This is a genomic window from Ferrovibrio terrae (genome assembly GCF_007197755.1).
Lineage (GTDB): Bacteria > Pseudomonadota > Alphaproteobacteria > Ferrovibrionales > Ferrovibrionaceae > Ferrovibrio > Ferrovibrio terrae.
The window spans coordinates 2530316-2556920 of record NZ_CP041636.1 but is presented as its reverse complement, the minus strand read 5'-3'; the positions used below and the strand labels follow the sequence as shown (position 1 = coordinate 2556920).

25 protein-coding genes are annotated in these 26605 nt (G+C 62.8%); 3 read left to right on the top strand and 22 right to left on the bottom strand.

Annotation, left to right across the window (positions count from 1 at the left end; genetic code table 11):
* Nucleotides 1-7: 7 nt before the first annotated feature.
* The 5 genes from FNB15_RS12445 to FNB15_RS12425 all read right to left on the bottom strand — a co-directional run bounded on the left by FNB15_RS12445 (nt 8) and on the right by FNB15_RS12425 (nt 5049).
* Nucleotides 8-868, bottom strand: a complete 861-nt coding sequence (locus tag FNB15_RS12445; protein WP_144069011.1) for a branched-chain amino acid ABC transporter permease — start codon at nt 866-868, stop codon at nt 8-10.
* Between the two features lie 67 nt (nt 869-935).
* Entirely contained in the window at nt 936-2108 is a 1173-nt protein-coding gene (locus FNB15_RS12440) for an ABC transporter substrate-binding protein (RefSeq protein WP_144069010.1), read from the bottom strand.
* 165 nt (nt 2109-2273) lie between these two features.
* Nucleotides 2274-3251 carry a PDR/VanB family oxidoreductase gene (locus tag FNB15_RS12435; RefSeq protein ID WP_144069009.1) on the bottom strand — a complete coding sequence of 326 codons (978 nt, stop codon included), beginning with the start codon at nt 3249-3251 and terminating at the stop codon, nt 2274-2276.
* Between the two features lies 1 nt (nt 3252).
* Entirely contained in the window at nt 3253-3969 is a 717-nt protein-coding gene (locus FNB15_RS12430) for a GntR family transcriptional regulator (protein ID WP_144069008.1), read from the bottom strand.
* Nucleotides 3970-5049 carry an aromatic ring-hydroxylating dioxygenase subunit alpha gene (locus FNB15_RS12425; protein WP_246068675.1) on the bottom strand — a complete coding sequence of 360 codons (1080 nt, stop codon included), beginning with the start codon at nt 5047-5049 and terminating at the stop codon, nt 3970-3972.
* Nucleotides 5050-5205: 156 nt separating this feature from the next.
* Here FNB15_RS12425 and FNB15_RS12420 point away from each other — a divergent pair, with 156 nt between their 5' ends.
* The gene (locus tag FNB15_RS12420; protein WP_144069007.1) at nt 5206-6621 is read left to right on the top strand and encodes an amidase; all 1416 of its coding nucleotides are present in this window, start codon (nt 5206-5208) and stop codon (nt 6619-6621) included.
* On the opposite strand, the gene FNB15_RS12415 is transcribed toward FNB15_RS12420, so the two are convergent.
* Nucleotides 6618-7823, bottom strand: coding sequence for an acyl-CoA dehydrogenase family protein (locus tag FNB15_RS12415; RefSeq protein WP_144069006.1), 1206 nt, complete (start codon nt 7821-7823; stop codon nt 6618-6620). The two genes, FNB15_RS12420 and FNB15_RS12415, sit on opposite strands and share 4 nt — an antisense overlap.
* 94 nt (nt 7824-7917) lie before the next feature.
* Entirely contained in the window at nt 7918-8817 is a 900-nt protein-coding gene (locus tag FNB15_RS12410; RefSeq protein ID WP_185973536.1) for a helix-turn-helix domain-containing protein, read from the bottom strand.
* A 154-nt stretch (nt 8818-8971) separates the two neighbouring features.
* On the opposite strand from FNB15_RS12410, the gene pobA reads away from it, so the two are divergent.
* Complete coding sequence (pobA, locus tag FNB15_RS12405; protein ID WP_144069004.1) at nt 8972-10156, top strand: 4-hydroxybenzoate 3-monooxygenase; 1185 nt, start codon at nt 8972-8974, stop codon at nt 10154-10156.
* A gap of 3 nt (nt 10157-10159) precedes the next feature.
* On the opposite strand, the gene FNB15_RS12400 is transcribed toward pobA, so the two are convergent.
* The 12 genes from FNB15_RS12400 to FNB15_RS12345 all read right to left on the bottom strand — a co-directional run bounded on the left by FNB15_RS12400 (nt 10160) and on the right by FNB15_RS12345 (nt 21230).
* A complete protein-coding gene (locus FNB15_RS12400) occupies nt 10160-11599 on the bottom strand; it encodes an amidase (protein ID WP_144069003.1) in 1440 nt (479 codons plus the stop codon).
* Nucleotides 11596-11865, bottom strand: a complete 270-nt coding sequence (locus tag FNB15_RS12395; RefSeq protein WP_144069002.1) for a hypothetical protein — start codon at nt 11863-11865, stop codon at nt 11596-11598. Before FNB15_RS12395 ends, FNB15_RS12400 begins: the two co-directional genes overlap by 4 nt.
* Before the next feature lie 36 nt (nt 11866-11901).
* Nucleotides 11902-12930, bottom strand: a complete 1029-nt coding sequence (locus FNB15_RS12390) for a histone deacetylase family protein (protein WP_144069001.1) — start codon at nt 12928-12930, stop codon at nt 11902-11904.
* 12 nt (nt 12931-12942) lie between these two features.
* Nucleotides 12943-13752 (bottom strand): aspartate dehydrogenase, encoded by an 810-nt coding sequence (locus FNB15_RS12385; RefSeq protein WP_144069000.1) that lies wholly within the window; start codon nt 13750-13752, stop codon nt 12943-12945.
* 119 nt (nt 13753-13871) lie between these two features.
* A complete protein-coding gene (locus FNB15_RS12380) occupies nt 13872-14405 on the bottom strand; it encodes a 2,4'-dihydroxyacetophenone dioxygenase family protein (protein ID WP_144068999.1) in 534 nt (177 codons plus the stop codon).
* Nucleotides 14406-14437: 32 nt separating this feature from the next.
* Nucleotides 14438-15202 (bottom strand): SDR family NAD(P)-dependent oxidoreductase, encoded by a 765-nt coding sequence (locus tag FNB15_RS12375; RefSeq protein WP_144068998.1) that lies wholly within the window; start codon nt 15200-15202, stop codon nt 14438-14440.
* 10 nt (nt 15203-15212) lie between these two features.
* The gene (locus FNB15_RS12370) at nt 15213-16664 is read right to left on the bottom strand and encodes an aldehyde dehydrogenase (protein WP_144068997.1); all 1452 of its coding nucleotides are present in this window, start codon (nt 16662-16664) and stop codon (nt 15213-15215) included.
* Nucleotides 16665-16686: 22 nt separating this feature from the next.
* Nucleotides 16687-17409 (bottom strand): ABC transporter ATP-binding protein, encoded by a 723-nt coding sequence (locus tag FNB15_RS12365; protein ID WP_144068996.1) that lies wholly within the window; start codon nt 17407-17409, stop codon nt 16687-16689.
* A complete protein-coding gene (locus FNB15_RS12360) occupies nt 17402-18136 on the bottom strand; it encodes an ABC transporter ATP-binding protein (protein WP_144068995.1) in 735 nt (244 codons plus the stop codon). The genes FNB15_RS12365 and FNB15_RS12360 overlap by 8 nt, the downstream gene beginning before the upstream one ends.
* Complete coding sequence (locus FNB15_RS12355) at nt 18133-19065, bottom strand: branched-chain amino acid ABC transporter permease (protein ID WP_144068994.1); 933 nt, start codon at nt 19063-19065, stop codon at nt 18133-18135. The genes FNB15_RS12360 and FNB15_RS12355 overlap by 4 nt, the downstream gene beginning before the upstream one ends.
* Nucleotides 19062-19934: a branched-chain amino acid ABC transporter permease gene (locus FNB15_RS12350; protein WP_144068993.1), complete on the bottom strand. Its 873-nt coding sequence runs from the start codon at nt 19932-19934 to the stop codon at nt 19062-19064. Before FNB15_RS12350 ends, FNB15_RS12355 begins: the two co-directional genes overlap by 4 nt.
* A 75-nt stretch (nt 19935-20009) precedes the next feature.
* Nucleotides 20010-21230, bottom strand: coding sequence for an amino acid ABC transporter substrate-binding protein (locus FNB15_RS12345; protein ID WP_144068992.1), 1221 nt, complete (start codon nt 21228-21230; stop codon nt 20010-20012).
* Between the two features lie 210 nt (nt 21231-21440).
* Here FNB15_RS12345 and FNB15_RS12340 point away from each other — a divergent pair, with 210 nt between their 5' ends.
* Entirely contained in the window at nt 21441-22436 is a 996-nt protein-coding gene (locus FNB15_RS12340; RefSeq protein ID WP_185973535.1) for an AraC-like ligand-binding domain-containing protein, read from the top strand.
* A gap of 311 nt (nt 22437-22747) precedes the next feature.
* Here the strand turns inward: FNB15_RS12340 and FNB15_RS12335 are convergent, their stop codons facing one another.
* The 3 genes from FNB15_RS12335 to FNB15_RS12325 form a co-directional block, all read right to left on the bottom strand.
* A complete protein-coding gene (locus FNB15_RS12335) occupies nt 22748-23365 on the bottom strand; it encodes a DUF4286 family protein (protein ID WP_144068990.1) in 618 nt (205 codons plus the stop codon).
* Between the two features lie 137 nt (nt 23366-23502).
* Nucleotides 23503-25053 (bottom strand): argonaute/piwi family protein, encoded by a 1551-nt coding sequence (locus tag FNB15_RS12330; RefSeq protein WP_144068989.1) that lies wholly within the window; start codon nt 25051-25053, stop codon nt 23503-23505.
* On the bottom strand, nt 25053-26459 hold the full coding sequence (locus tag FNB15_RS12325) for a toll/interleukin-1 receptor domain-containing protein (protein WP_144068988.1): 1407 nt from the start codon (nt 26457-26459) through the stop codon (nt 25053-25055). Before FNB15_RS12325 ends, FNB15_RS12330 begins: the two co-directional genes overlap by 1 nt.
* Nucleotides 26460-26605 lie beyond the last annotated feature (146 nt).

The window sequence follows — 26605 nt, the reverse complement described above, 5'->3', positions numbered from 1 at the left end:
GTCGGCCTCAGCGCGTCGTGGCGCGGCCGAACAGACCCTGCGGACGCAGGATCAGCACGACGACCATGATGGTGTAGATGATGAAGCTGCCCACGGTGGGCACATAGTACTTGCCAGCTACGTCGGCGATGCCGAGCAGGATCGAGGCGAGCAGCGGTCCGGTGAGCGTGGTGGTGCCGCCGACACTGATCACCACCAGGAAATAGATCATGAACTTGAGCGGGAACGTGGGGTCCATGCCTAGGATTTCCGCGCCCAGCACACCGCCCAGACCAGCCAGGCCAGACCCAAACGCAAAGGTGAAGGTAAAGATCAGGCTGACATTGATGCCAAGGCCGCGGGCGACGCGCGCGTCATCCACGGCGGCGCGCAGCTGGCTGCCAAACCGCGTGCGGGTCAGCACCAGTTGCAGCGCGAGGGCGAGCACCAGGCAGATCGCGATCACGAACAGGCGATAGACGCCGACCTGGATGCCGAACAGGTTGACGCGGCCCTGCAGCGACGGCGGCAGGGTGATGAGCTGCTGCTGTGCACCCATGAAATAATCGATGCCAGACACCGCCATGAAAACCAGACCGATCGAGAACAGCACCTGGTCAAGATGGCTCCTGGCGTAAAGCCGGACATAGAGCGTGCGTTCCAGCAGGATGCCGAGCGCGGCCGAGACGAGAAACCCGGCCGGAATGCAGAGGAAGAAGGACACGCCGAAGCGGTTCATCAGGACGACGGTGAGATAGCCGCCGGCCATGGCGAAGGCGCCATGGGCAAGATTGATGAAGTTCATCAGGCCGAGCGTGACCGACAGGCCGCAGGCCAGCACGAACAGAATCATGCCATAGGCAAAACCGTCGAACAGGATGGTCAGCACGGGACTCTCTGAGTGAGAAACGGCCGGCGGTGATGCCGCCGGCCGCGAAACGACTGGAGGATGCGGTCTATTTCTTGGCCGCCTTCACCGGATCCTTCACCTTCTCGATGGTGGCGAATTCGACGTTATACAGCTCGCCATTCACCTTCTCGACCTTGCGGATGAAAACGTTCTGCACGATGTCGCGGGTTTCCGGATCGATCGAGACCGGGCCGCGCGGGCTGGTCCAGCTCTGGCCCTTCATGGCTTCCAGCAGCTTGGTGCCGTCGGCATCGCCATTGGTCTTTTTCAGCGCCTGGTAGATCAGGTGCATGCCGTCGTAGCCGCCGACGCCGTGGAAGTTCGGACGCATGTTGTTCGACTTCTTGAAGGCCTCGACCAGCGCCTTGTTCTCCGGCGAGTTATGCGCTGCCGAATAATGGTGCGATGACACCACGCCGAGCGCCGTATCGCCCATGCCGTTCAGGATATCGTCGTCCAGCACGTCACCGGTGACAATCAGCCGGATGCCGTCCTTGGCCAGCTCGCGTTCGGCGAACTGCTTCATCACGGCCGAGCCGACGCCCGACGGCACGAAGACGAACAGCGCATCGGGCTTGGCATCGCGGGCGCGCTGCAGGAAAGGCGCGAATTCCGGATTGGCCATCGGCACGCGCAGTTCAGCCAGCACCTGGCCACCGCCCTTGGTGAAGGTTTCCTTGAAGGCCTTCTCGGCGTCATGACCCGGGCCGTAATCCGACACCAGCGTGACCACCTTCTTGATGCCGTTCTTCGGTGCCCATTCCGCCAACGGCGCGGTGACCTGCGGCAGGGTGAAGCCGGTGCGCACGATATAGGGCGACTGTTCGGTGATGATCGAGGTGGCGGCCGCCATCACGATGGTCGGCACCTTGGCCTGCGTCGCGATTGGCGCGGTGGCGAGTGCCAGCGGGGTGAGACCGAAGCCGGCCAGCACACTGACCTTCTCGTTCACCACCAGCTCTTGCGCGATGCGCTTGGTGACGTCGGCAGTGCCGGTATCGTCCTTGACGATCAGTTCGATCTTCTTGCCGGCAACCATGTTGCCGTTCTGCGCCATGTAGAGCTTCGCCATGCCTTCGATCTGGCGACCGGTCGAGGCGAACGGCCCGCTCATGGGCAGGATCAGACCGATCTTGACGGTCTGCTGGGCATAGGCACCGGTCGCGGTGAGCAGGCCAAGGCCGGCGGTGGCGGCGATGAGAAGATGTCTGCGATTCATTTGTTTTCCTCCGATTGTGTTCTTGTGTTTTCTTGTCTCAGGTTCGTTATTCGCACATGAGTCCACTGATCCAACAGCTTTTCCCGGACTTTGGCGAAACGGCATCAAGATGCAAGGAAAAACTCGCCGACTTGACTGAGAGTGAACCTTGATCAGCGCCCATAATCACTGCCCGGCGCGCCATGACGTATCGATCACCAGTCCGCCCTGCACCGCACGCGAAACGCAGGCGCAGATGCGGCTGTTTTCGCGCTTCTGGTGATCGCTCAGGAAAACGTCGCGGTGATCGATCTCACCCTCCAGGGCCACGACATCGACCGTACAGAGACCGCATTCGCCGCGTCGGCATTCCGACATCACCTCGACCCCGGCGGCATCCAGCGCATCGAGCATAGACCGACCCGGCGGCACCATCACTTCCACGCCCAGGCGCGGAATGCGAACCCAGAAGGATTCCTCAGGCTTCAATCCGCCGCTGCCGAAGGTTTCAAATCGCAGACTGCTTTGCGGCAGGCCCAGTGCCGTCATCGCCTCGCGCAGGCTCTGCAGCATGCGGGCAGGACCGCAGAAATAGATATCGCCATCCACAGGAAAGCCGGCCAGCGCCGCCTGCAGGTCGAGGCGATTGCCATCTTCCGAAATAAAGAAGGAAGCATGCTCACCCAGCGTTGCCTCGATCTCGGAGACCAGCGCCAGATCGCGTCGGCGACGCGCGGCATACAGCAGCCGCATATCAGCGCCGCGCTGCTTCAGCACCTGTGCCATACCCAGCAGCGGCGTGATCCCGATGCCGCCGGCTATCAGCAGATAACTGCCGGCGCCATGCTGCAGCGGGAAATGATTGCGCGGCGCGGTGATACGCAGGCGCGCACCCGGCAGCAGGTTGTGCAGCCAGGCCGAACCGCCACGGCTCGGCTGCACGTGTTTGACAGCAATGCGATAGATGTTGCGGCGCGGCAGGCCGACCAGCGAATAGGAGCGTACGTCCGGCTGACCGTCGATATCGACGGCAAGATTGATGTGGCTGCCCGGCTCATAGGCCATGACACCATCGGCCGGCGCAATCTCGAACAGGCGGATATCCGGCCCGTGATCACGGGTCGCGACCAGGTCGGCATCCATCCAGTCGTTGCGGTCATGCATCTCAGGCCTGCCTGATCAGCGCCATGCCCGGCACCAGGTCATGCGCATTCTGGTGCTCCAGCGCCATCAGCAGGTTGCGATGCGCCACACGGGAATGTTCGCGCATCAGGGCCTCGGCCCGCGCGCCTTCGCGCCGTTCGATGGCCTCCACCACGCTGCGATGCTGCTCCTGTGCCACCAGCAGGATGGCGCGCGATTCCGGCAGCACGGCCTGCACTTCCACGAAAGCGCTGGGCGAGGCAAATGGCAGCGCCGCAGCACGCTCGATCTGGCGCGCCACCACGCGGCTGCCGGACAGCTGAACCAGCAGCTGGTGAAAGCGTTCGTTCAGCTCGACATAGGCCGGGAAGGTGTCAGCGCCGGTTTCTTTCTGCACCAGTATATCCAGTTTGCGAAGGCAGACCTTGATCTCACCGATCTGCCCCGGACTGGGGCCACGTTCGGCGGCCAGCCGCGCCGCCAGGCCTTCCAGCGTGCCGCGTGTTTCGATGGCATCGAAAATGTCTGCCTTTGAAAAGTGCCGCACGGCATAACCGCCGGACGGCATCGCCTCCAGCAGGCCCTCTTCCTCCAGCCGCACCAGCGCGGTGCGCACCGGCGTGCGCGACACGCCAAGCCGGTCGACGATGGCGAGTTCCGAGAGGCGCTCGCCCGGCTTCAGCTCGCCACTGAGGATCAGGTCGCGCAGAGACAGGATCGTCTTGAGCGACTGCGACATCTATTCCGCAGCCTCTGCAATGCCGCGCTCGGTGGCGATCATGCGTTCCAGCTTGCGTCGTGCCCACATGGAACCGGCGTCGATATTCAGGTTGTAGAACAGCTTGCCGGGATGCGCCTCGATCGCCTTCTGCTGCGCTTCCAGGATGATCTCGTCTTCGCGGAAGATGCCGGAGACGCCCTGGCGCAATTCGGTGGTCAGGCTCTGCTCTTCCAGCCGGTAGTTGCGCACGAAGGCCCAGAAATACAGGCAGGTATTTGCGGTCGACGGCGTGATCGTGTTGAGCACGAAACCGTTGACGCCGTGGCTGCGGTCCCCTTCGGGCGCGCCGCTGCCCGTGGGCGCGACGCCCACGTCGATGATGACGGTGCAGGGCGCTTCAAAGCGGATGATCTGCCAACGGTCAACGCGGCCCGGCTTGCCGAGCTGCCTGGCCCAGAAGGGCGGCGCCTCGATGTCGCGCATCCAGCGTGTGACCGTGGCGAAGCGTTCGCCATGCGTCACCTCGAACGGTGCCTCGGCCACCGCGCGGTTGCCGATGCTGGAACCATGCACAAAGGTCTCGTGCGTCAGGTCCATCAGGTTGTCGACCACCAGGCGGAAGTCGCAGTTCACCGCGATCAGCTCGCCGTCGCCCGCCCAGGCCGGATCGTGGTTCCAGTGCAGGTCGGGAATGCTGGCGGGATCGGCCAGCGCCGGATCGCCCATCCAGATCCAGACGAAGCGATGACGTTCAACGACAGGATAGCTGCGCACGCAGGCAGAGGGATTGATCGTCTCCTGCGACGGCATATGCGTGCAGCGACCGCGCGCATCGTAGACCAGTCCGTGATAGCCGCAGACCAGGCTGCCATCCTCCTGCAAATGGCCCTTCGACAGCGGCAGCAGCCGGTGCCAGCAGGCATCCTGCAGCGCCGCCACGCGGCCATCGGGTTGGCGATAGAAGACCAGTTGCTCGCCGCAGACCGTGCGCGCCAGCAGGCTGCGCTTGACTTCATGATCCCAGGCGGCCGCGTACCAGGCATTGGATGGCCATGGCGCGGCATCGCGATCCATCATGAAAGGCTGGCTGCTGGCCATCCCGGGTTTCCTCCAAGCTTATTGACTCGACTGTATACATGAATGACCAAATATGGGCAAATTTTCATTATATGTTCTCATCTTTATGGAATTTCGGGATACAGCATTGCCGAGCCCCGGAGCAATTCGTAATGAAGGAAGCAAAGGGGACACGTAATGACCGAAGCCGTCTGGCGCCTGAGCGCCACCGATCTGCACAGAGCCTATACCAGCGGCAAGCTGTCGCCGGTGGATGTCACCCGAGCGATCCTCGACCGGATCGCCGCACTGAACCCGAAACTGAATGCTGTTGTGCATGTCGATGCCAATGGCGCGATGCGCGCAGCCGAGGAAAGCGCGGCGCGTTATCGCAACGGTGCGGCTTATGGCGCGCTGGATGGTGTTCCCGCCACGATCAAGGACAGCCTCGTGGTGGGCGGCATGCCAGCCACCTGGGGCAGCCTGTTACTGAAGACCAACAAACCGCCCGTCGATGAACTGCCGGTGGCGCGCCTGCGCCAGACCGGCGCAGTGCTGCTGGGCAAGACCAACGTGCCGGAATTCACCGTGCAGGGTTACACCCACAACCTGCTGTTCGGCGCGACCGGCAATCCGTGGAATCCCGATCTCACTCCGGGCGGCTCCAGCGGTGGCGCGGTCTCTGCCGTGGCAGCCGGCTTTGGCCCCATTGCGCTGGGCACCGATGGCGGCGGCTCCACGCGCCGGCCGGCCGGCCATACCGGCCTGGTCGGTCTTAAGCCCGGCACCGGGCGGATCGCGCGCCATGGCGGCTTTCCCGAAATCTACAACGATCTCGAAGTGGTCGGCCTGTTCGGCCGCAGCGTCGAAGACGTCGCCACCACGCTCTGTGCGCTGTCGGCATCGGATCCGCGCGATCGGCATTCGCTGTCCTACGACCGCGCCATCACCCTCGAGGATACGCACCGCCATCCGGCAAGGCCACGCATCCTCTATCTGCCGCGATTTGGCGGGAACCCGGTCGAACCGGAGATTGTCGCCGCCATCGATTCAGTGGCAGAGACGTTACGCCGCGCCGGCTGCGTAGTGGAAACCCGTGCCCTGCCCTTCGATATCGATGCAGCCACTGCCGCACTGGCAACCCTGATGCCGACCGGTCTTGCGATGATCGTGGATCGCCTGGGCGGGCCAGAACGCATCACGCCTGCCCTTCAGGCGATGTATGAAACCGGCAAGGGCATTACCGGCGCTGCCTATCTCGCAGCACTGAACCATGCGGTCGTGCTGCGCGCACAGATGGCGAAATTCTTCCGCGACTGGGATGCAATCCTGACACCCGCCGCCGCCGCGCAGCCCTGGGCGAAGGACAAGGTCTATCCCGAAATGATCGACGGTCGCGAAGCCGGTCCGCGCGCCCATGCCATCTATACCGGCTGGGTCAATCTCGCTGGCCTGCCCGGCCTTGGCCTGCCGGCCGATCTGGATGGCAACGGCATGCCCATCGGCTTCCAGCTGATCGGCGGCTATGGCCGCGATGCGATGCTGCTGGCGCTCGGCCGGCGCTACGAGAAGCAGGCGCCCTGGGCGGACCGCTGGCCGCCCGGGTTCGACTAAAGGCCGAGGATCAGCTTGGACATGATGTTGCGCTGGATCTCGTTCGATCCGGCATAGATCGTGACCTTGCGCATGTTGAGATAGCGCGCGGCCGCACCATCGGCATAGTCGGGCCCGACACCGGGCTCGTTCTGGCCTTCCACCAGCGCGGTGTATGGCGCCGCGTAATAGCCGATGGCTTCGGCCGACAGCTCGCTGACCATCTGCTGCAGCTCGGTGCCGCGCGTCTTCAGCATCGAGGATGCCGCACCGAGATTCTGGCCGCTGCGGGTACCGCCCAGGACGCGCAGTTCCAGCATCTCCATGCCCATGATCTGCATTTCGCATTCCGCCAGCTTGGTAGCGAAATCCGGATCCTGCATCAGCGGCTGCTGCCCGGCCATTTCCGCCCTGGCGATCTTTTTCAGATGCGCGAGATGGCGCTTCAGGTGGCCGGAATAGGCATTGCCGCGCTCGAATTCGAGCAGGTATTTCGCGCAGGTCCAGCCCTGGTTCAACTCGCCGACCAGATTCTCCTTCGGCACCTTCACATCGTCGAAGAACACCTGGTTGACTTCCTGCATGCCGGGCGAGGCTTCGTCGATCGTCACGATCGGCGTGACGGTGACGCCGGGCGATTTCATGTCGATCAGCAGGAAGGAGATGCCTTCCTGCGGCTTCTTGGTCTGCGCCGTGCGCACCAGACAGAAAATCAGGTCGGCATGCTGGGCTTCAGAGGTCCAGATCTTGCTGCCGTTGCAGAGGAAGTGATCACCCTTGTCCTCGGCCTTCATCTGCAGGCTGGCGAGATCGGAGCCCGAGCCCGGCTCGGAATAGCCCTGGCACCACCAGACATTGGCGGCGAGGATATCGGGCAGGTATTTCTGCTTCTGCGCCTCGGTGCCGAATTTCATGATCACCGGCGCCAGCATGCGCGGACCGAACGGCACCACGATGGGCGCACCTGCGGTGCCCATCTCTTGTTCGAAGATGTAGCGCTGCGTCGGCGTCCAGCCCGGACCGCCATGTTCCTTGGGCCAGTTCGGCGCCGCCCAGCCGCGCTCGTTCAGCGCCTTCTGCCAGCGGATATGAAGATGCTTGGCGATGTAGCCGGTGCGCGTGCGCGCCATCGCGGCCCGCATTTCCGCATCGAATTTCTCGGCGATGAAGCCGCGCACGTCGTCGCGGAATTTCAGTTCGTCAGCGGTGAAATTCAGATCCATGGCTTCACTCCCGGTACGCCCGTGTCGGCGCGTTTTGCCCAGATTATAACAGACCTGTTGCAGCGCAAGGCTGCCCACGCGGCATGACGCAAGGTCAATTACCGGCCTGCACCGCTTCGTGACCGGCTGCAGCCTTGAACTGCCTGGGCGCCATCCCGGCCCGGCGGGTGAAAAAACGCGTGAAATAGGCCGGATCGCGGAAACCGAGCGCATAGCCAGCCTCGGCAATCGTCATCGAGGTGTAGAGCAGGTTGCGCTTGGCTTCGATCAGCAGGCGGGCATGGATCACATCCAGCGGCGCCTTCTCGACCACGCGGCGGCAGGCGACCGTCAGCCGCTTTTCCGTCACCGCCAGATCCTGCGCATAGACGCTGACCGGACGGTGATCGCGGTAATGGTTTTCGACCAGCGCGCGGAAGCGTGCGAACAGCACGGCATCGGCATCGCGCGCCAGTGCGGCCTGCCGGTCAGCCTGGCGCAGCCGTGCCTGCGCCACGAAGACCAGGCGGATATGGGCCGCAATCGCCGCCAGGCTGCCGAGTGTCGGATTGCGAAACTCCTCGGCAATCGTGGCGAACTGCGCGCGCAGCGCCTGTGTTGCGGCTTCGTCGGACTCCAGCGACATCAGCCGCGCCTCGGTCATCACCGGGCCGATCTCGGCATCGCGCGGGCCTAAAATCTCGCTGGCGAAACTGTCCGACAGCGTGACCACCCAGCCTTCCGTGCCGGGCTGGAAGCGATAGCCATGCACCACGCCCGGCGGCACGGTGACGAGTGCCGGCGCCGTGAAATCCTGGGTCAAACTGTCGGCTCGTAATTCGCCGCCGCCGCCGATGGCCAGCAGCAGCTGGAACAGGTTGGAATGGCGATGCGGCGCGATGTACCAATCGTGCAAGATGCTGCGGGCGGGAATGGTTTCGACATGCAGAAAGTGCAGGCCGGCATCCTGATCGGCCTCGCCATAGAGGAAAAATCTCGGAATTTTTTCAATCATTTGACCGAAATCTCCGGCTCTCGGTCGCAGTATCGCCAAAATATCGGCTCGCTGCCAGTCCACAACGCAAAAGTACAAGACAAAGTCGGCTGCGTCCATTTCCCTTCCAGCCAGAAAGGGCCATTCTGGGACTGTTGTACAGGGGAGGAAATTCATGCGTACCCAAGTCGGTATCATTGGCGCCGGCCCCGCCGGGCTGCTGCTGTCGCATCTGCTGCATCTGGCCGGGATCGAGTCCGTCGTACTGGAAGCGCGCGACCGTCCTTATGTCGAGGGTCGCATCCGCGCCGGCGTGCTGGAACAGGGCACGGTCGATGTGCTGAACCAGACCGGCCTTGGCGAACGCATGAACCGCGAAGGCCTGCTGCATCATGGCACAACGTTGCGCTTCCGTGGCCGCAACCACCATATCGATTTCGTCGACCTGACCGGCAAGGCCGTGATGGTCTATGGCCAGCATGAAGTGGTGAAAGACATCATCGCGCAGCGCCTGAAGGATGGCGGCAATATCCAGTTCGAGGCCGCCGATGTCAGCGTGCATGACGTGGACGGCGAACGGCCCTTCATCCTGTGGCGCGACAAGAACGGTTCGCCGCACAAGCTGGATTGCGATTTCATCGCCGGCTGCGACGGCTTCCACGGCATCTGCCGCCCGGCAATCCCGGCCTCGATCCAGCAGGTTTACGAGCGCGTCTATCCCTTCGGCTGGCTCGGCATCCTGGCGAAATCCAAGCCGGTGCAGGAAGAGCTGATCTACAACAACCATGCGCGCGGCTTCGCTTTATTCAGCATGCGCTCGCCCGAGATCACGCGGCTTTATCTGCAGTGCGATCCTGACGAAGATATCGCCAACTGGCCGGATGACCGCATCTGGGAAGAGCTGCACAAGCGCCTGGAAGGCGAAGACAACCTCCGCCTGCCGGAAGGTCCGATCTTCCAGAAGGGTGTGACGCCGATGCGCAGTTTCGTCGCCGGCCCGATGCGCCATGGCCGACTGTTCCTCGCCGGTGATGCCGCGCATATCGTGCCGCCGACCGGCGCCAAGGGCATGAACCTTGCCGTCGCCGATGTGCGCTACCTTTCTCGGGCGCTGGAGAGCTTCTTCCGCAAGAACGACAGCGACCGGCTGGCCGGCTATTCCGACATCTGCATGCGCCGCATCTGGAAGGCGCAGCGCTTCTCCTGGTGGATGACCTCGCTGCTGCACAAGTTCGATGAACGCAGCGCCTTTGAAAACGAAGTGCAGCTGGCCGAGCTGGATTACGTGGTCAGCTCACGCGCCGCCATGACCTCACTGGCCGAGAATTATGTCGGCCTGCCCTTCGAGGAGCAGGCGTAACCGTCAGGTCGGTGCTGTCTGCCAGATCGGCTGCGCGGCTTCATAGGAGCCACCAAAGCGATACAGCATCGCCTCGGCGAACGGCCGGCCGATCAGCTGGAAGCCGACCGGCAGTTGGCCGCGCACGAAGCCAGCCGGCACCGCCAGCGATGGCAGGCCCAGATAGTTGATCGGCCGGTTCAGGCGCGTGAGCGTGGCCACGACCTTGCCGGCTTCCGGCCGGTCGGCCACATCGGTTTCCTTGATCCCTAACGCGGGGCGGTCTGCCACCGGAGCAAAGACCGCATCGGCATCGCCCATCGATTTCAGGAAGGCGGCAATCGCTTCGCCGCGCCAGCGCTGCGAGTCGATGTAATCGACGGCGCTGAGCGCCAGGCCGTTTTCCAGCCGCATCCGCGCCAGATCGCCATAAAGATGCGGTCGCGTGCGCATCCAGGGCGCATGCAGCGCCGCGGTCTCGGCTGAGACCATCACCATCCCGGCGGCCGTGATCATCTCCATATCGGGCGGCGTGATCTCGACGATCTTCACGCCCAGCTTGGACAGCGTCTTCAGCGCCGCCTCAAGACATTCGGCGCTCGGCTTGTTCAGCTTGTCCCAGAAATAGCGGCGCGGCACGGCAAGTTTCAGCCCGCGCACCGAGCCGGATTTCGCGGCCGCCACATACTGCCCGACCGCTTCGTGGCTCGTGGTCGGATCCTGCGGGTCGGCGCCGGCGAGAATCTCCATCAGCAGCGCGTTGTCTTCGACCCGGCGTGTCATCGGGCCCACCGTATCCAGCGAATAGCTCAGCGGCATGGCATTGGCGCGGCTGACGCGACCCCAGGTCGGCTTCATGCCGACCAGTGCGCAGTAATGCGACGGCTGGCGGATCGAGCCGCCGGTATCGGAGCCCAGCGCACCAAACACCATGCGCGCCGCCACCGCAGCGGCCGACCCGCTGGACGAACCGCCCGTGATACGGTCCGTGTTCCACGGATTGCGCGCATGGCCGTAATGCACGTTATGGCCGGTCGGGTTGAAGGCGAATTCCGCCATGTTGAGGCGGCCAAGATCGAGCGCGCCTTCGGCATCCAGCCGCTGCAGAGCGGTAGCGGTTTCGGTTGCCTTCCAGTGCCGGCGGATCGCCGAGCCGCAACTGCTCTGCTTGCCGGCGCGGTAGAACATGTCCTTATGCGCCAGCGGCACACCAGCCAGACGCCCCAGCGCCGCGCCGCGCTTGCGGGCGCGATCGACGGCTTTCGCTGCTTTCAGTGCCGCTTCGGCTTCGATCTGCAGGAAGGCATTCACGCGCGGCTGCCAGTCGGCGATACGCGCCAGGCAGGCTTCGGTCAGCGCCTGCGACGTCACCTTGCCCTGCGCGACAGCACGCACGGCCTCGGCCAGACCCATCAGCGCCAGATCGGCGGCGGGTGTTTTCTTCTTGGCAACAGTCTTCTTCATTTCCGCTTCGCCTTCTTCTTCGCCTCGGCGATCATGACCGGAAACAGGCCAGGTTCGCGCTCGAGCGGCAGGCGCAGGGATTGCTCGCGGAATTTCGCCAAGGCGGTGCCCAGCGTGGCGGCAATCGCACTGGCGCGGCCGGGACGCAGCAGGACGCCCATCTCGGCGAACATACCTGCGATCAGCGGCGGTGGCAGGGCAGCGACAGCCTTGGCTGGCGGGGTCAGCGGCGTGACATTCGCCTTTTTCCTAGCGGACTTCTTCATGGAGGCAGTCGCTCCTTCTGGAATACTCAGCCGATCCTAGCGGCTCGACTCATAGCCGGCCAGTACGGCCGCGAGATTGGCGCCGAGAATATCTGTGAGATAACCGCCCTCCTGCACCAACGTGGTGGGCAGACCGATGCGGGCGATGGTCGCGCCGATCCGGCGGAAGCCTTCGGTGGTGATCTTCAGGCCCTGCAGCGGATCATGTTCGGAAGCATCCAGCCCCAGCGCCACCACCAGCGCACCCGGCGCAAAGGCCTTGATCCGGCGCACAGCCTGGTCCAGGGCCAGCATGTAGTCGGCATCGCCGGTGCCCAGCGGCAGCGGAATATTCAGATTGGCGCCCTGCCCGGCGCCTGCGCCGGTTTCGTGCGCATAGCCGACGAAGAAGGGATAGTAGCGGGCCGGATCTGCATGGAGCGACACGGTCAGCACATCGGCGCGGTCGTAGAAGATGCCCTGCGTGCCGTTGCCGTGATGCACGTCGACATCGAGGATGGCGACGCGCTCATGCTTCTGCCGCAGATGGGCTGCGGCAATCGCGCTGTTGTTGAGGTAGCAGAAGCCGCCGGCCATGTCGCGATAGGCATGATGTCCGGGCGGACGGCAAAGCGCATAAACCGCATCCTCGCCATCCAGCACCATCTGCGCCGCCGTGGTGGCAACATCGGCAGCAGCGCAGGCGGCAGCAAACGTACCTGCGCCAATCGGGCAGGCGGTATCCGCCGTATGCCAGCCGAGCCGACCGACAATACTGGCCGGATAACTGGCGCCCTCGCCACGATGCGCGTGGATGTTCGGGATCATCTCGCTGCTGGAATCGCCGAGTGCGCGCCATTCCTCGAAACCCTGTTCCAAGAAAGCCAGATAGTCAGGACTGTGCACCCTGGCGCGCGGCCCGGCACCAAAGCTCTGCGCGGCCACAATGCTGTGCTTTCCGCTGTTCAGACCATCCAGCAGGCGGGTGGCGCGCGCGGGCTGCTCGGTGGTCTTGCGCACCACGCCGCGCACCAGGAAGAACTGGGGATCGTGGCTGCTATGGGCTTCGCTGTAGACCGCTTTCACGACTGGCCTTCCCTAGATTTCTGTGAGCCGCACGCGGTTGAGAATGGCGCGGATCGTGCTGTAGGCCGCCAGCGACGAGGTTTTCGGATTGCTCTTCAGCGGCTTGCCTTCGATGCTGAGGCTCATCCGGCCAAAGGTCCCAACGGCTTCGATCTCATGCATGTTTCCGCCCGCCATCGGGTCGGCAATCAGGCGAACTTGCGTGGCATCGAAGCCCAGGCCGGCCATTGCCACGGTGGCCGCCACATTGGCATTTTTCGGATAGTCGCGGGCAGCGGCGCGCGCCGTGCCGGTGTAAAAAGTTTCCGGACTCTCCAGAGTGTCGAGATCGAGCAGACCCTCGGCCGGCGTGCCCTTCCAGGCGGCGGGCGGCTTGCGCGAGGTGTAGGAGACCTGTTCCAGCCCGCCCAGCATGGCGGCATTCAGCGCATCGATTCCCGGCACCGCGCCGGCCGGCAGGATCAGCTTGGCACCGCCGATGGTTGCGGCGGCCTCCAGATCGCGGTGCAGGGCTTCGTCGCTCAAGGCCCCGATCGAGGCAATGACCAGATCGATGCCCAGCCGCAGCACCCCCGGACCATGCTGCCGCACGGCCGAATGACTGGCGCATTCAGCAGCCAGCACCGGCGCGAAATCCAGTTCTTCCAGACTGTCGATGACCGTGTAGCCGTTCAGCTCGGCCTGCACGCTGCCGACCTTTTCATGCCGCACCAGCACGGCGCCGACATCGAACAGACCAGTGCTGAGCGCCGCCGCGCGCACCTCGGCCGCGATGGCGCCATGGCCGATCAGCAGGATGGCGGGACGCACACGGCGGGCCATCACGCGCTTTCGCGCGGCAGCAGGACCTGATTTTCCTGTGTCATCGACCGCCTGATTCCGGGTTAAAGCCCGGGATCAAGCCTAGTCAGCCACCCTGCCGGCTGCAAGCCCTGCTCCAGTTACCGGAACAGCGTGTCCACAAAAGCCGCGCCGATTCCCACCTTTTCATAATGGGCACGGCACAGGCCGATATAGTCATGCACATCAAAATGGCCGGCGGACTGACCATTCTCATCCAGCCAGATCAGCGGGCCGGTCACGGTGAAGAACACCTTCATCGGGTCCTTGTGCTCGTAGGCCACGAGCGTATGGCCTTCACCCGGCGTCTCGTAGACGAAGTCGCCGGCTGTGGCGGTCCAATCATGCTCGAGGTAGCCCCATTTGCCCGAAATGGTATAGGCGAAGACCTCATGCGGGTGGTAATGCCGGTTCACGAGGCCGGCGCTTTTCGCCATCAGGATGTCGCACCACTTGTTCTGCGACGGCGAAATCCACAGCGGGCGCGACGACACCGTGTCGGTGAAGGGCACATAGAGCCGTTCATCCTCGGTCGGCGCGTTGTTGATGTAAACTTCGGGCAAGGCATCGGGCTGGAACACCTTGGCAATCGGCTTCAGGTCTTTCCAGAATTCGGTGGTGGCAAGTTCGGGCATGGGGCGCCCTCCTTCTCTTGCTGCTGGTTTGACTAGATATGCATGCCGCCATCGGCCATCAGCACGCTGCCGGTGGTGAAGCTGCCGAGATCGGACGCATGGAACAGAACCATGCGGGCAATTTCCTCCGCCCTGGCGTGGCGGCCGAGCGGAATGATGCTGTCGAGCAGCTTGGTGCCGTCGCGACCGGTGGCGGCGGTAATACCCTTCTCGATCTCGAGCTGGAACCCGTTGTCAATCGGCCCCGGCGCGATGACATTGCAGCGAATATTGCGGCCGGCTGCTTCCTTGGCCACCGTACGCATCAGGCCGATCACGGCATGTTTCGAGGTGGCGTAGGCGCAGATGCCCGGATCGCTGGTGACGCCGACCACACTGGCGGTGATCAGGATGCTGCCGCCATCATTCATCTGCGGCAAGGCATATTTACAGGCCAGGAACGAGGCCCGCACATTCACCGCCATCACGGCGTCGAACACATCTTCCGGATACTCCGTCACCGGGGCAACCACACCGCTGATGCCGGCGTTGCTGAACAGCACGTCGATCTTGCCCCAGCGCGATACCGTTTCGTCGATGTAGCGCTTGGTGCCCTCGGTGGAGGCGACATCGGCGGCGCATGTCGCGATATCGCCGCCCGGCCCGCCGATTTTCGCAACCGCAGCCTCCAGCACCGCCGGGTCGCGGTCAACCAGCATGACGCGGCCACTCTCGCGACGGAACTCCGCCGCTGATGCCAGGCCGAGGCTGCCGGCGCCGCCGGTAACGATACAGACTTTCCCTTGCAGCAGAGCCATGCCGCGCGCCTCAGATCGGGAAACGGCCAGGCTGGGTCTCGATGGTGATCCAGCGCAGCTCGGTGAACTGATCGATGCCGGCCTTGCCGCCGAAGCGGCCATACCCGGAGGCCTTGGTGCCGCCAAACGGCATCTGGGCTTCGTCATGCACGGTGGGGCCGTTCACATGGCATATGCCGCTGTCGATGCGGCGAGCCACGTTCATGGCGCGCGGGATGTTGCGGCTGAACACCGCCGCCGACAGGCCATATTCCGTGTCGTTGGCGATGCGGATGGCGTCTTCGTCATCCTGGGCGCGGACCACGCAAACGACAGGCCCGAAGGATTCCTCGTAATAGATTTTCATATCAGGCGTGACATGATCCAGCACAGCAGCATCCATGATCGCGCCTTCGGCGCGGCCGCCGGCCACCAGCTTGGCGCCCTTGCCCGTGGCATCCTTGATCAGGTCCTGCACCTTCAGCACGGCTTCCTTGCTGACGACGGCACCCAGCGGCGTGTTGCCCTTATGCGGATCGCCCGCAACCAATGTGCTCGCCTTGGCAGCAAACTTGCCGACGAAATCGTCAGCCACCTTTCTGTCGACCACCAGGCGCTCGGTCGACATGCAGATCTGACCCTGGTTCATGAAAGCGCCAAAGGCGGCCGCCTTCACGGCTTCATCGAGATCTGCATCATCCAGCACCAGCATCGGCGCCTTGCCGCCCAGTTCGAGCAGAACCGCCTTGAGATGTCGCGCCGCCGTCTCGGCGATGATGCGGCCCACGCGGGTCGAGCCGGTAAAGTTGATGCGCCGCACCGCCGGATGGGCGATCAGCGCCTCCACCACCGCGGCGGCATCTTCCGGCGCATTGGTGACGACATTGACCACGCCGGCGGGAAGTCCGGCTTCCAGCAGGCATTCGGCGATCAGGCGATGCGTGCCCGGGCAAAGCTCAGACGCCTTCAGCACCACGGTGTTGCCGCAGGCCAGCGGCATGGCCAGCGCGCGGGTAGCGAGAATCACCGGCGCATTCCACGGCGCGATGCCGAGGATGACGCCGACCGGCTGGCGCACCGCCATGGCGATGCAGCCCGGCTTGTCGGACGGAATCACCTCGCCGCCGATCTGCGTGGTCATCGCCGCCGCCTCGCGCAGCATGCCGGCCGCCAGATGCACGTTGAAGCCGCCCCAGCCCGCCGTGGCGCCGATTTCGGCGGCCATGCGCGCAATGAACTCCGGCGTCTTTGCCGCCATGGCGTCGGCAGCCTTGCTCAGCAGCGCGCGACGCTCGTTCGGCCCCAGCGCCGACCAGGCCGGGAAAGCCCTGGCAGCGGCATCGGCAGCAGCGCGCGCGTCATCCACGCTGGCGGCGGCGGCCTTGGTGGCCACACTGTCGTTCAGCGGGTTGCGGCGCTCGAAGGTACGCCCCTTGGCGGCCGGCGCAGCCTTGCCGTCGATCAGCAGGTCAATGTTGAACATGGCATTCTCCCGTTCCTGGTTTTCAGACCGCCGATTGCGCCACGCCCAGATAGGCGCGCTGCACGGCGGGATCGTTTTGAAGCGATTGTGCTGTGCCCTGACCGACGATGCGGCCGTTTTCCAGCAGGTAGCCGCGGTCTGCGACAGCCAGACTCCGCTTGGCATTCTGTTCGACCAGCAGCACGCCGATGCCGGCCTGCCGGATACGGCCGAGCGCGCCGAACAGCTCGCCGCACATCAGCGGCGACAGGCCCAGCGATGGTTCATCGAGCAGGAGGATATCCGGCGCCGACATCAGGGCACGGCCGATGGCGACCATCTGCTGCTCGCCGCCGCTCATGGTACGGGCCGCCTGCGTCATGCGTTCGGACAGACGCGGGAACAGGGTGAGCACCCGCTTCAGATTCTCCGCCTCGCCGGCGCGCGCGCGTTTGGCATAGGCGCCCAGCATCAGATTCTCGCGCACGGTCAGGTCACCGAAGATGCCGCGCCCTTCCGGCACCAAAGCCAGGCCGGCTTCAACGATGGAGTGCGCCCGCAGCTTGGTGAGGTCGGTCCCACTCAGCGCGATCTTTGCGCCATGGGTAGCTGGCTGGATGCCGCCGATAGTCTTGAGCAGCGACGTCTTGCCACTGCCATTGGCGCCCAGGATGACGACGATTTCGGAGCGCGCGACAGTCAGCGCCACATTGTCGACTGCGCAATGCTTGCCGTAGGACACGGAGAGATTGGCGACCTCAAGCATCGCTGTCTCCCAGATAGGCACGCACCACTTCCGGATCGGACAGCACCTCGGCAGGCGTGCCCAATGCGATGCGCTTGCCGGCATTCATCACCACGCAGCGGTCGCACAACGAACGGATGGCGTCCATCACATGCTCGACCATCAGGACGGCGATGCCTTCGCTGCGTAAACTGCGCACCAGTTCGATGCCCTGCAGCAGTTCAGTGGGATTGAGGCCGGCGAGCCATTCGTCAAGCAGCAGCAGTTCCGGCCGCAGCGCCAGCGCGCGCGCCAGTTCCAGCCGCTTCTGGTCGATATAGGTCAGTTCCGGGGTCATCACCGCGCCACGACCGCCAAGACCGACGCGCTCCAGCAGACCCACTGCGCTGGCTTCGGCGCGCGAACCCCAGTCGTTGCGAGTGCCGAAGGCCAAGCCCGCCAGCACATTCTCATGCACGGTCATCGAGCCCAGCACACGCACGAGCTGGAAGGTACGTGCCACACCCAGACGGGCGATCTTGTGCGGCGCCAGCCCGGCAATCGCACCGCCGCGCAGGGCAATGCTGCCCTTGTCGGGTTTCAGCGCACCGGAAATCAGGTTCAGCGCCGTGGTCTTGCCCGAGCCGTTCGGCCCGAGCAGGCCGACAATTTCTCCGGCCTGCACCGAGAGGTCCAGATTGTCAACGGCGACCAGACCGCCGAAGCGGCGGGTCAGGCCATGCACCTCCAGAAGCGGCGTCGCGGTCATGGCGCGCTCTCCTTCTTCTGGCGTTTCAGCAGCTTCTCCGCCAGGCCGGCGACGCCGTTCGGGATGGCGTAGACAATCAGCATGAAGGCGATGCCGATCAGGATGCTGAAGTGGTTCGGGAAATTGGCCAGCAGGAATTCGAACAGCAAGGTCAGCGGCACCACACCCAGCAGCGGGCCATACAGCCGATGCACGCCGCCGAGCAGCGCCATGATCAGTACCTGAAACGACGTGACCGGATTGAAGGCAATGGCCGGATCGATATAGGTCCAGCGCGGCGCCATGATGGCGCCACAGACGGTCATGAAGCTGGCGCTGAGCACGAAGAGCGCGACTTTCGCTGCCGTCGTGTTGATGCCGATATGCCGCGCCACCATCTCGTCATCACCGATCACGCGCAAGGCCAGGCCAAGCCGGGAGCGCCGGATCAGGATGCCGGCGACAAAGACCAGAACCGTCAGCCCGAGCAACTGCCAGTAGATCTGGTCGGTGGTGATGTCGAGAAAGACATAGCGGCCGAGCGTGCGGGTGATGTTGACCTCGAACCAGGTGACCAGCTGACGCACCAGTTCGGCGAGGCCGAAAGTGAAGATGACGAAATAGACGCCGCTGAGCCTGAGCGTTGCCAGACCGACGATCAACGCCACGACAGTGCCGATGCCAAGCGCGATCAGCAGCACCAGCGGCCAGGCCAGCACCTCGCCCAGCACTGCCACCGTATAGGCGCCGATGCCGAAGAAGGCGACGGTCGCCAGCGAGACATAGCGCGTGGGGCCGGAGAATAGCGCCCAGGCTGTCGCCAGCACCGTGTAGTTCAGCAGGCTTATGGCGAGCGACAGGCGATAGCTGTCGGCCACCATGGGCACGCAGGCCAGCAGCGCGACCAGCGCGGCGGCGCCCAGCAGTTTCACGGGCAGTGACAGCTTCATCGCCCGCTCCTGCCGAACAGGCCCTGCGGACGCACCAGCAGGATGATCAGGAAGATCGTGTAGGTCGCGGCCAAGGTCAGGCCAGGGTCGATCCAGGTGGCGACGAAGGTTTCGGTCAGGCCAAGAATGAGCCCGGCAACCAGTGCGCCCAGCATGTTGCCGACACCGCCCATGATCACCACGATCAGCGCCTTCATGGTGAAGACGACGCCGATATTGGCGTTGAAGGTCAGGAACATCGACACCAGCACACCGCCCGAGGCGACCAGCCCGCCACCCAGGGCAAAGGCAATCGCGGCGGCCGAGCGCACGTCGATGGCGACCAGCTGGGCCGAGACAGGGTCGACGGCCACGGCGCGCAGGGCCGTGCCGGCGCGCGTGCGGGTCAGGCCCAGATACAGCCCCAGGCCGATCACGGCGGCGAAGGCCAGTGCCAGCAGGCGGTTGGCCGCGATGGTGACGCCGAAGACATTCACCGGAATGGCGAGGAAGGAATAGCTGTAATAGGCGCCGCCGAAGATCACGAGCATCACGCCCTGCACGACGAACAGCAGGCCGAAGGTGGCGAGGATGCTGTCGACTTCCAGTGCATCCCGCGTCTTGGCGCGGCGCACCAGCGGCAGCAAGAGAATGCGGTAGATCAGCCAGCTGATGACCAGCGCGGCCGGCACGACAACGGCGAGACCCAGCAGCGGATTGAGGCCCGCCGCGGTGAACAGCCAGAAGACGCCGAAAGCAGCGGCGACCAGGATTTCGCCGTAAGACAGGTTCATGATGCGCGCCACGCCATACTGGAGCGTGAGCCCCATGGCGACCAGCGCATACATGCCGCCGAGCGTGATACCCGTCAGCAGGGGTTCAAGAAACATCGACAAAAACCTTCGAGACTTAAAAAAATCCGGGCGCGGCGGCCAGGGAGGTCCGCCGCGCCCGTCTGCCAGCTATTACTTCCAGGCCGGCTTCGGGATCACCATCTCCTTCATGTTGGCGCCCGCAGGCGCAACACCGGTGAAGAAGCCGTTCTGCCACTGGCCGATATAGGCGTAGGTGCCCTTCGGCGGCATATTGTCGACCAGCTTGAACTTGCCCAGCACGGTATCGAAAGTGCCGGTCTGGAGTTCTTTCACGATCGCCGCGCGGTCGATCTTGCCGACACGTTCCACTGCCTGTTCCAGCATCTGCAGCGAGACATAACCAAGCTGGCTGCCCCAGTAATCCGGATCGCGGCTATGCATGGCGACATGCTTCTTGCGGTATTCCGCCGTGCCGGCATTGTTCGGGTCCCAGCCGCCCAGCGACATGATGCCCTCGGCATTGGCGCCGAAGCGCTGCGGGAACAGCGGGAAGCCGGTGCCGACGCCGGTGAACATCACCTTCGGCGCGAAGCTCGCCACCTTGGCCTGGTCGTTGATCGCGACCGTATCCGGCGGATAGCTGAAGGCGATGAAGGTATCGGCGCCGGAGCGCTGCGCTTCGCTGATCAGCGGCGACATGTCCTGCGTGCCGACCGGATAGCTCTTGTCCATCGCCAGCTTGAAGCCGGCCTTGGTCAGGCCGTCGCGGGCCGCCTTGGACAGATCAATGCCGAAGCCGTCGGCCACGCTGATCATGGCGACATTGGCGTTGATCTTGCCGGCCTTCTGCTGCTTGGACAGCAGTTCGACCAGGGCGTCGATATACTGCACGCTGGTGCCGAGGAACCAGAAGCTGTTCGGCCAGCGCTTGACCAGCGCCGGCGCCTGGTCGGTCACGGCGCTGAAGGTCAGCTGCGGATAGCCATGCTTGTTGAAGACCGGGCCAACCGCGAGGTTGAGGCCGGTGCCCCAGGGCGGCAGCAGCAGATCGACCTTGTCCTGCGTGATCAGGCGCTCGACGGCGCGCACGGCCTCTTCGGAATTCGAACGGTCGTCGTATTCGACGACTTCGATCGGGACGCGCTTGCCGCCGATCATCAGGCCGCCCTTGTCGTTCAGCTCCTTGAACCAGAGCTGGTAGTTCGGAATCTGCGTGATGTTGGCGCCGCCGGCGTTGGGCCCGGTCTTGGAAATGGCGTAGCCGATCTTGATCTTGTCCTGCGCGAAAGCCGGCAGCGGCGCGGCCAGCAGCGACAGGCTGCCGACAAGGCCGGCGGCCAGGGCGGTCGCCAGTATGGTTCTGCGTGTCATTGTTTCTCTCCCTCTGAACCGGACGCGCGCGCCCGGCAGTCTGCTGACCCTAGCCACAGCCGGGGCCGGCTTCTTGCCTCAGAGGGAACCGAAACTTATCCGTGAGCGAACGAAAGACCCCCGCTTTCCACTTAACCTGGCCGGGCTTCGCGGCTACACTCAGATTAGTTGGATGCCCAACCAAGGGCACGATACCTCCGGGGAGGAGATGTGAGCGCGATTGCGGTGGTATCCACCTCAGCCGTCGCGCCGGCCGACAGGCTGGCGCTGTGGGGCAACTTTGTCGGCCGCCATATCGGCCATCTGCAATCCGACACCTTCGGCGACCGGCATTTCGACGGCCGGCTGGAACTGGGCGACATCGGCGGGCTGAAACTCTGCCGCATCATCGCCAGCCGGCATCGCGTGGTGCGCACCCCGAACCAGATCCTGCGCGACGACCGCGGCTATGTGAAGATCGTCGCCCAGATCGAGGGCGCCGGCCGCTTCGAGCAGGCCAGCCGCAAGCTGGTGCTGACGCCGGGCGAGTGGAGCATGTATGACACCACGCGCACCTACACGGTTTCCAATCCCGAGCCGATCAACCAGCTGGCGCTGCTGCTGCCGCGCGAGCGCCTGACGCGGCTGGGCCTCAACATGGAACAGCTGGCGGTGCAGCGTTTCTCCGGCAAGCATGGCGTCGGCCGCCTGGTCTACGACCTGCTGTCGTCGGCCTTCGCCGAACTGCCGGTGCTGGCCGGCCCGCGCGGCGGCGAGGAATTCGCCGACACCATGGCGAATCTCGTGCGGCTCGCCGTGCTGGACCAGATGGGCGTGCAAAGCGACGCCGGCATCCGCGAGACCACGCGCGACCGGGTGAAGGCCTTCATCCATGCCAACCTGCAGGACCCGCTGCTGTCGCTCGACCGCGTCGCCGCCGCCGTGGGCTGTTCCAAGCGCAACCTGCACAAGATGTTCGCGCTCGAGGACGAGACGCTGAACACCCATATCTGGAACTGCCGGCTCGACCGCATCCGCCACGACCTGGCCAACCCTGCCCTGCTGCAGCAGTCGATCACCGAGATCGCCTTTGCCTGGGGCTTCAACTCCTCGACCCATTTCAGCCGCAGCTTCCGCGAAAGATACGGCGTGGCGCCGCGCGCCTACCGCACCATGGTGCATCGCGACGGCGCCTACTGGGCGGTGGCCAACAAGACGCCCGTGTAAGACGCTGGTGTAAGACGCTGGTGTGACGCGGGCTCTGCTGCGGCACGCCCTACTGTGGCTGAGCGCGCCTCTATTGCGTCTAATCCGGTGCTTATTTCGTCTTATTCCGGATATCGCGGCCTATCGGCGCTTATCGCCGCGTCTCCGGGCGTATCGGCATGTATCTCCGCCTGTCGGCGCCGATCCGGGCGTAGCGCGTCATATCCCGCTCTGATGTCCTCCGTCCGTGAAGGCGGAAAATGCGTGACCGAACAGCAACTTAACATGAGAACAATATGGCAACTCTCCGCGGAAGTCAAGCGTGGCGGCGATCAGCCCAGCGCGAAGACCTGCGCATAAAGCTGCGGCGGCGCGTGCCTATCGAGGCCAGCGGCCGTCAGCGCGGCGCGCACAGCCGCCTGGTCCAGCCCCTCGACCAGCAGCAGGCCATCGAAGGAGCCGTCATTGGCGCGCAGGCCCTTTTCGCCGGTCTTGATGCCGGTGCGCGCCTGATCGGTGCGCAGCAGATGGGCCGCCACAATGCGGTCGCCGGCGACCAGCGCGTGGAGCAGGTCCTCGCCCGGCAGGTCCTGCGCCGCGAGACGGAGTGCCGCGACGATCCCGCCACGTCCGCTGCCCGCCGAGGCGATGCGCCGGCCGCCGCCGCGCGCGAAATTGCCCAGGATCGGCATGATGCGCTGCGACCAGGGCGTGGGCGCATTCAGCCGGTCGAGATAGGGCTGGCCGGCCAGCGCGGCCTCGCTCTCAAGCTCGTAGACGATCAGGAAGCGGTGGACGCCATCGAGCAGCGCCTTGAACACGCGCACGGCGATGAAGCCCTGCACGCCGAGGCGCTCCTCGGTGTGCTCGCGCGTCAGCCAGTGCAGGTAGTCGGTTTCCTGCGCGGATGAAACGTCGCTCCAGATGGCGAGAAAGCCGTTGCCTTGCATTAGATATCGTCCTGATCGTGCCGACTCCGCATACAAAAACTCGGCAACCGCAAGGATTCGCCTACAGGTCTTAGCTGAGGTATCTGTGACACTCTACCTCCATAGCCGCTCCTTAGGAGAACTAACTGTGATGGCCTTCAAACGTAGAACTTAAACGGCTGCTTCTTCACGGACTTGGCGGAACCCATCGTCAAGATATCACCGACCATGTTGGCGAAGCGCACCGTTACTGGAAGTCCATCATTGAAGTTGCACGAATTGTAGTTGATCTTCGTTAGCCCCAGAATGTCTTCCAAAACATCTTCTATCTTGGGCATGCGATTAGCCTTGCTGCGTAAGATAGTTATAGACAGTGGATTTGGCGTTTCAGGCCCAATGTAGGTGTCAAGCTGGGGAATGTATCCCGTCGACCAAAGCAGCGCGTTCCTCTCGTCCTGAATGAGCGCTGTACCCCTTAGGACTGGGTAGTCTCCGTCCCGGAACAACTTGTTCTCACCCTTGCCCGTCGTGATACGAACACCAACAATGTTTGTCTCTGCTGGCACCGCATTCTCAAAGGCCGCCCATTCTTCATCATTGAACTTCGTGCGGCCGTGAATAAACAACTCTTTCGGTGTTCCATGCTCCTCACGATAGGCATCCAAAACCTGCTTTATTAAGTTCGAGGCCTCACTTCGAGTGAGATGATGTTCATAATCATTGGTCTTCCAAGGCCCATTGGCTCCGCGAAAGACGACACCGTCCCCTTCACGCAAAAACATCTGAGCGGCACAGCAAGCATGCTTGTTCTTGTCGTTGGGCAAATCCTTAAATACAAGACCGATGTAGCAAACACCCTCCCGGATATTTGCAAGCCGCCAAGGTGGATCCGCCTGCGTTTTGTAATAAAGGCCTGTTGCAACATTCCAAGCCTTGGTAGCCCGGTCTTGTGTCTTCCGAACCGGATAGCCCTTCGTGTTCAGGAACGCTTCCGGTGCGAGTGTGGTCTCTCGCAATACCTGGGTGGGCGCAATACCTAGAAAGCTCGCCTTGATATGCCTGTGAAAGTCTGGCGTATCGTCGAAAACATGCTCACCCGGCTCGTCAAGCGAATCACCAAATAGTGGCATGCTGACGCGCGCCTTCTGCTTCTTTTTGAAGCCTCCGGGCACCAATGTGAGCCCGGTCCGCTTCGACAGTGGCCGACACCGCTCATAGACAATTTCGGGTACTACCAGCAGCCACACATCAACCGTGCGCTCGTCGTTTGCGAGATGCGAAATGGCAACATTTGCGTAAAGGGACGCCGTCTTACTAACAGCCTCGTGGTGGTTAATAATAAGTGTCGCCTGCTCAAGTTCACTTTCTGAGATTGAATGAAATGTCGTTGCGTCATCGTTGAACGTAATCGAAAGAGCCTCTTCTAACCCCGGAAATGTTGCGAGGTGCAGGCGGTCTTTCTTCTCTCTTGGGCCAGGCTCTGGAACGCTAACAACACCACGTATTGCGTTCGCCCAAGTGCGAAAATGATCAAGCCCTTTGTTGGTGCCAATTACGCCTAGACGTATCTCCCTTGTCCGCTTTGGCCGCTTATAAGGGCCATAGAGGTGGAGGCCATCCTTTGGGTGAGCCGTGACCTGCTTAAAGCCGAACTCCAACCCCGGCTCTTCCAGATGCAATACCCGCAAAGATTTCTCTGGATATTCCATCAGTCTTCCTCCTCTTCCGGGTCCGGCCGACCGAGTGTTGTCTCATCGGCCTCCTCCGCATCGCCGTCTTCTTCATCTGGGAGGTAGGTGCTTACCGGAGACGTAAACAAAACTGGCGAAGGGTCCAGTTTGATGAAGGTCTCATGACCCACAGGGATACGGATATAAGACGATTCACCACACATCAGCTCGAGGAACGCCCGAAGACGTCCGTGCCACTGTTTGTTACGCCATCCTTTGCAAACAGATCGACGTAGCTTGTGTTGCTTTTGGGGATCGCCCAGAACGTCCCCCATTTTGTCGTCGACGTAAGATGCGAACAGAACGCGAGACTTGAGTTTGAAATGTGGGAACGGCCAAAAATTGGGCGTTGCCGTTACCCCGTATTGCCAAACATGCCCACGGGCCACATTGCGAAGCATCGACCGGTGACGTTCGCCCTGCCGCCCCCAAGAAATCTGCTTCCCAATTCCAGCTTGCTGCTCACCAATGTGAAAGCCCGTACTACCGGAATACTCGTAACGTATCAGCCCTTTCTCCTCGCACATCTTGATCCATGCCCGCCGTAGCATAGACATCAATTTGTTCGAGGCGTCCTGACCGCGAATTCCAAGATACTCACTTCCATTCTTTTGAAATTCATCGAGGCCGATGCTGGCGGCCAATTTGAAGGTTACCAGCCCGCTGAAGGACCGATTGACTTCTTCAAGGGAGGTCAAAGCAAAGAAGCCATGCGCCCATGGTTCGTTCGGAAACGACAACTGGGCACACTGCTCGTACATTAGATCCCGGTCGATCGAGCCGACGGGCTCAAAATAATGTATTGCGTCCGGCGCCTCAGCAACCCGAAGCCAATTTGATGTGAGGCGTTCTGGTTCAGGCAACAGCTTTATCGAAAGCCGCTTCCTATAAAGCTCCCAGTTCGGGTTGATTTGAATGCTGTCGGGGTTCGGCCTTATTCCGCGACGCTTCAAAGTCTCAAGAAGGCTATCCAAGCCATCCGCCCAGCTCGGGACAAAGTTCACATAATTCAGGTTTGCGATACCGAAGATCTTCTTGTAGGGCTTCAGCCGAAGCGGAATGATGAAAGTCTCATCTTTGATATCCTTTGATACCTGACAGGCAATATCTATTTCCTCCAGTACACCTTGGCGGCCCAAAGTGTCGTCGCTGCAGCACAGCAGCATTTTTACCGATTTGGCTTGAAGCGTATTGGTGACCACTCGTCGCCAGATGTCTCCACCTGTCAGGTTCAAAATGTCTGCGAACACTTTGAAGCCCGCCGCCTCAAGACGAGGCGCCAGCCACAACGCGAAATCATCATCGCCGGGCGTCGCCTTGCTGATGAATAGAATATCCCGCGGTTCAGGCAAAGCGGGTGTGGGGATGGCTGCGTCTATCGTCATTCAGCTAATGCCGCTCGATCAAACATTGGGCTAAAGAGATCGAAACAGCAGCTCAGACTTCCCCATTGGTCGGTGGTAGCGCCACCAGCCACGCCATTAGAGTTGGCAAATCCAGAGATACGATTGCTTCGATTCGCTCAGAGTAT